General features: G+C 74.3%; 5 protein-coding genes. All 5 read left to right on the top strand.

What is annotated here, in order from left to right; translation table 11 throughout:
• Positions 1–1,153 (top strand): aldehyde dehydrogenase family protein (locus SACSA_RS0102035; RefSeq protein WP_019813078.1); only part of this gene is annotated, 1,153 nt, incomplete at its 5' end.
• A 159-nt stretch (positions 1,154–1,312) separates the two neighbouring features.
• A complete protein-coding gene (locus SACSA_RS0102040) occupies positions 1,313–2,284 on the top strand; it encodes a thiamine pyrophosphate-dependent enzyme (protein ID WP_048876336.1) in 972 nt (323 codons plus the stop codon).
• The gene (locus SACSA_RS0102045) at positions 2,277–3,266 is read left to right on the top strand and encodes an alpha-ketoacid dehydrogenase subunit beta (protein WP_019813080.1); all 990 of its coding nucleotides are present in this window, start codon (positions 2,277–2,279) and stop codon (positions 3,264–3,266) included. The genes SACSA_RS0102040 and SACSA_RS0102045 overlap by 8 nt, the downstream gene beginning before the upstream one ends.
• Positions 3,259–3,582 (top strand): biotin/lipoyl-containing protein, encoded by a 324-nt coding sequence (locus SACSA_RS0102050; protein ID WP_019813081.1) that lies wholly within the window; start codon positions 3,259–3,261, stop codon positions 3,580–3,582. Before SACSA_RS0102045 ends, SACSA_RS0102050 begins: the two co-directional genes overlap by 8 nt.
• A 4-nt stretch (positions 3,583–3,586) precedes the next feature.
• On the top strand, positions 3,587–4,246 hold the full coding sequence (locus SACSA_RS0102055) for an alpha/beta fold hydrolase (RefSeq protein WP_019813082.1): 660 nt from the start codon (positions 3,587–3,589) through the stop codon (positions 4,244–4,246).
• The last annotated feature ends 121 nt before the right edge of the window (positions 4,247–4,367 follow it).

The raw sequence follows: 4,367 nt of genomic DNA on the forward strand, positions 1-4,367 counted from the left end.
GGAGCTCGCGGCACTCAACGAGGCCGAGACCGGCCGCGCGGGCGAGGACGCCCTCGCCGGGGTGCTGGCCGGTGCCGGGACGCTGGAGCAGTACGCCGAACTCGGGCCGGTGCACCGGGGCCGCAGTCTGCACGGCGGGTGGGAGGCCACCGACCTGATGGTGCCCGAGCCCCGCGGAGTGGTCGCGGTGCTGACCCCGTGGAACGATCCCGTCGCGGTGGCCTGCGGCCTCCTCGGCGCCGCGCTGGTCACCGGCAACACCGTCGTCTCCAAGCCGAGCGAGCGGTGCCCGCACACCGGGCTCGCGCTCGGCGACATCCTGGCCGCCCACCTTCCCGAGGGCGTGCTGCACACACTCGCCGGGGACGGCGAGGTCGGCTCGTGGCTGGCCCACGACGACGGTATCGACGTGCTCGCCCATGTCGGCAGCACCGCCACCGGGCGGGCGCTGGCGGAGGCGGCCGCGCGCACGGGCGCGAAGACGCTGCTGGAGAACGGCGGTAACGATCCGCTGGTCGTCGACGCCGACGTCGACCCGGAGTGGGCCGCCGAGCAGGCCGCGACCGGTGCGTTCGCCAACAGCGGGCAGATCTGCGTCGCGGTCGAGCGCGTCTACGTCCACCGCGCGGTCGCCGACGCCTTCGTCGACGCGCTCACCGCACGCGCCGAGGAGTACGGCGCGCTGCCGTTGGTCGACGCCCGGCACCGCGACGCCGTCCACGCCCACGTCACCGACGCCGTCGCCGCCGGGGCCCGTGTGCGTGCCGGCGGGGCGGTGCCGGACGGGCCGGGCACCAGCTACCCGGCGACCGTGCTGACCGACTGTGCCGACACCATGCGGGTGCTGCGCGAGGAGACCTTCGGGCCGGTGGCTCCGGTGCGGGTGGTCGACGACTTCGCCCACGGCCTCGCCCTGGCGCGCGAGGACCGGTACGGACTGGCGGCCACCGTGCTGACGAGGTCCTTCGAGCACGCTCAGCGCGCGTGGCGGGAGCTTCCGGTGGGCTCGGTGAAGGTCAACGCGGTCTTCGGCGGCGCCCCGGGTGGGGCCGCGCACCCGCGTGGCGCGAGCGGGCACGGCTTCGGCTACGGACCCGAGCTGCTCGACGAGATGACCGCCACCAAGATGGTCCATCTCGAACCGGCGCCCTGACACCGGGCCCGAGCGCACGCTGGGCAGTGACATCGGGCCTGGGCGCGCGCTGGGCAATGTGTCCAGCGCGCGCCCGGGTGCTCCGGTCACGGTGTGCAGAGTGCGCAGCCGCCGGGGCGACTGTTGCGCAACCGCTCCGCCGTGGTCAGGCTGCGAGGCATGCACTCAGCGGACGCACGCGAGCTCCACCGCCTGATGCTGGTGGCGCGCCGCCTCGACGAGGAGGCCGTCGCGCTCCAGCGGCAGGGACGCATCCCCGCCTACGCCCCGTCCCGGGGGCAGGAGGCCGCCCAGGTGGGCAGTGCCGCCGCGCTCGACCCGACCCGGGACTTCGCCTTCGGCCACTACCGGGACCTCGGCGCGGCGGTCGCGCTGGGCGTGGACCCCGTCGCCTACCTCGCCGCCCACCTCAACATCTGGCACGGCGGCCTCTACGACCCGCGGCAGGCCCGGCTGGCGCCGTTCAACGCCGTCGTCGGCGGGACGGTCACCCACGCCGTCGGCTGGGCGATGGGCGCGAAGCTGGACCACACCGGCGGTGTCGCGCTCAGCTACTTCGGTGACGGCGCCAGCTCACAGGGCGACGTCCACGAGGCGATGAACACCGCCGCGCTGCACGAGCTGGGCGTCGTGTTCTTCTGCCAGAACAACGGCTGGGCGATCTCGGTGCCGACCGCGCGGCAGGTCGCGGGCGGGTCGGTCGCCGCTCGCGCGGCGGGTTACGGCATCCCCGGTCACGAGGTGGACGGCAACGACGCGCTCGCCGTGTTCGAGGCGACGCGCGCCGCGCTGAACCGCGCCCGCGACGGGGGCGGGCCGAGCGTGATCGAGGCCCGCACCTACCGGATGGGGCCCCACTCGACCTCCGACGACCCCGGCCGCTACCGCGCGCTGGAGGAAGAACGCGCCTGGGCGGAGAAGGACCCCGTCGCGCGGGCGGCCTCCGCGCTCGCCGCCGAGGAGATCGCCGAGGCCGAGGACCACGCGGCCGAGGAGGTACGTCGGGTCCGCGAAGGCCTGCTCACGCTCGCCGACCGGCCCGGTGAGGACCTGTTCTCGTTCGTCTACCGCGAGCCCACGCGGGCGCTGCACGAGCAGCGCCGACAGTGGAAGGAGACCGCCGGTGCCTGAGATGTCCCTGCAACAGTCGCTCAACCTGGCGCTGCGGCACGCGTGTGAGGACGACGACCGGGTCTTGATCTTCGGGGAGGACGTCGGCAGGCTCGGCGGTGTCTTCCGGGTGACCGACGGCCTCCAGGACAAGTTCGGCGAGCACCGGGTGTTCGACACGCCACTGGCCGAGTCCGGCATCATGGGCATGGCGGTCGGGCTGGCGATGGCGGGGTGGCGGCCCGTGCCGGAGATCCAGTTCGACGGGTTCAGCTATCCCGCGATCGACCAGATCGTCAACCAGGTCGCGCGTATGCACTACCGCAGCCGGGGCGCGCTGCCCATGCCGATCACCCTGCGGCTGCCGAGCTTCGGCGGCATCCGCGCGCCCGAGCACCACGGCGAGAGCCTGGAGTCGTTGTTCGCGCACGTGCCCGGGCTGAAGGTGGTGGCGCCGTCCGCGCCGGACGAGGGCTATCACCTGCTGCGGCAGGCGATCGTGGACCCGGACCCGGTGATCTTCATGGAGCCGAAGGCGCGGTACTGGCACCGCGGAACCGTCGATCCGGCCGAGCACGCGGACCGTCCACCCGTGGGTACCAGCCGCGTCGTGCGGCCGGGACGGCACGCCACGCTCGTGGCCTGGGGCGCGATGGTGGCCCGCTGTCTTCGGGTCGCCGAGCTGGCCGCCGAGGACGGCGTCGAGCTGGAGGTGCTGGACCTGCGCTGGCTCAAGCCGATCGACGCGGAGGGCCTGGCCGCCTCCGTGGCGCGCACCCGCCGCGCGGTGGTGGTGCACGAGGCCCCGCTGACCGCGGGGCTCGGCGCCGAGATCTCCGCGCTGGTCACCGAACGCTGCTTCGGCGAGCTGCGCGCCCCCGTGCAGCGGGTGACCGGCTACGACGTGCCCTATCCCTCCGGTGCGCTCGAGGACGAGTACCTGCCGAGCGTGGACCGCATTCTGACCGCCGTCCAGACGACCCTGGAGTACCGCCGTGGCTGAGATCGCGTTTCCGCTGCCCGACCTCGGCGAAGGGCTGATCAGCGCGACCGTGCTCGAGTGGCTGGTCGCCGAGGGCGACTGGGTCGAGCGCAACGCTGCCCTCGTCGAGCTGGAGACCACCAAGTCGGCCGTGGAGATCCCGTCCCCGCAGACCGGCCGTGTCGCGCGGCTGCACGTCGGTGAGGGGGAGGAGCTGTCCGTGGGTGATCCGCTGGTCACCTTCACCGTCGACGACGACAGGGCGGGCATCGTCGGCACCGTGCCGGAGGAGAAGGAGACCCGCCGCCGCGTGCGCCTGACCCCGCCCGAGGACTGACCCCGTGTTCGCCACCGCCGACGACGGAACCAGGATCGCCTACGACAGCGTGCCGGGGCCACGCCCGGTGCTGCTGCTGCACGGGTTCGCCACGGACAGCCGCCGGACCTGGCACGACACCGGCTGGCTGCGCGCGCTCGACGGGCGCGGGTACGTGACCGTGGACCTGCGCGGGCACGGCGAGAGCGACACCCCGGAGTCGGGCTACTCGCCCGGGCGCCTGGCCCGCGACGCGCTCGCCGTGCTCGACGCGGCCGAGGTGCCCACCGTCGACGTCGTGACGTACTCGATGGGCGGCGTGGTGGGCTGGGAGCTCGCCCGGCTCGCCCCCGGCCGTGTGGGCGCGCTCGTGCTCGGCGGCATCGACGGCCGTCCGGTCGAGGCCCCGGACATGCACCTGGTCCGGGACGCGATGCGGGCGAAGGGACTTCAGGCGTGCATCGACGGCATGGCGGGCAGCCGGATCGAGGGCAGCGCCGGGGTGCCGGTGCTCGTCGTCGCGGGGGAGAACGACGAGATCGCGGCGGCGGCGCCCGAACTGGCCACCGGAATCGGTGCCGAGTTCGTCCCGCTGCCCCGGCGCACGCACCTCAACGCCGTGTCGAGCCGGGCGTTCAAACAGGCCGCGCTGGACTTTCTCGACGGCCGCCCCGCTGCCCGGTGACGGCGGCGACCGGGAACCCGGCCTTGTCGTCCCGCTGGCGCGACCCGGGCGGTCGGCACGGGAATGCCCGCCGTGCCGACGCTGGGGACAGGCCCGTCCGCGCGGCTTTCAGCGCGGTCCG

Origin of the sequence: Saccharomonospora saliphila YIM 90502 (assembly GCF_000383795.1) — a bacterium.
GTDB classification, from domain to species: Bacteria; Actinomycetota; Actinomycetes; order Mycobacteriales; family Pseudonocardiaceae; genus Saccharomonospora; species Saccharomonospora saliphila.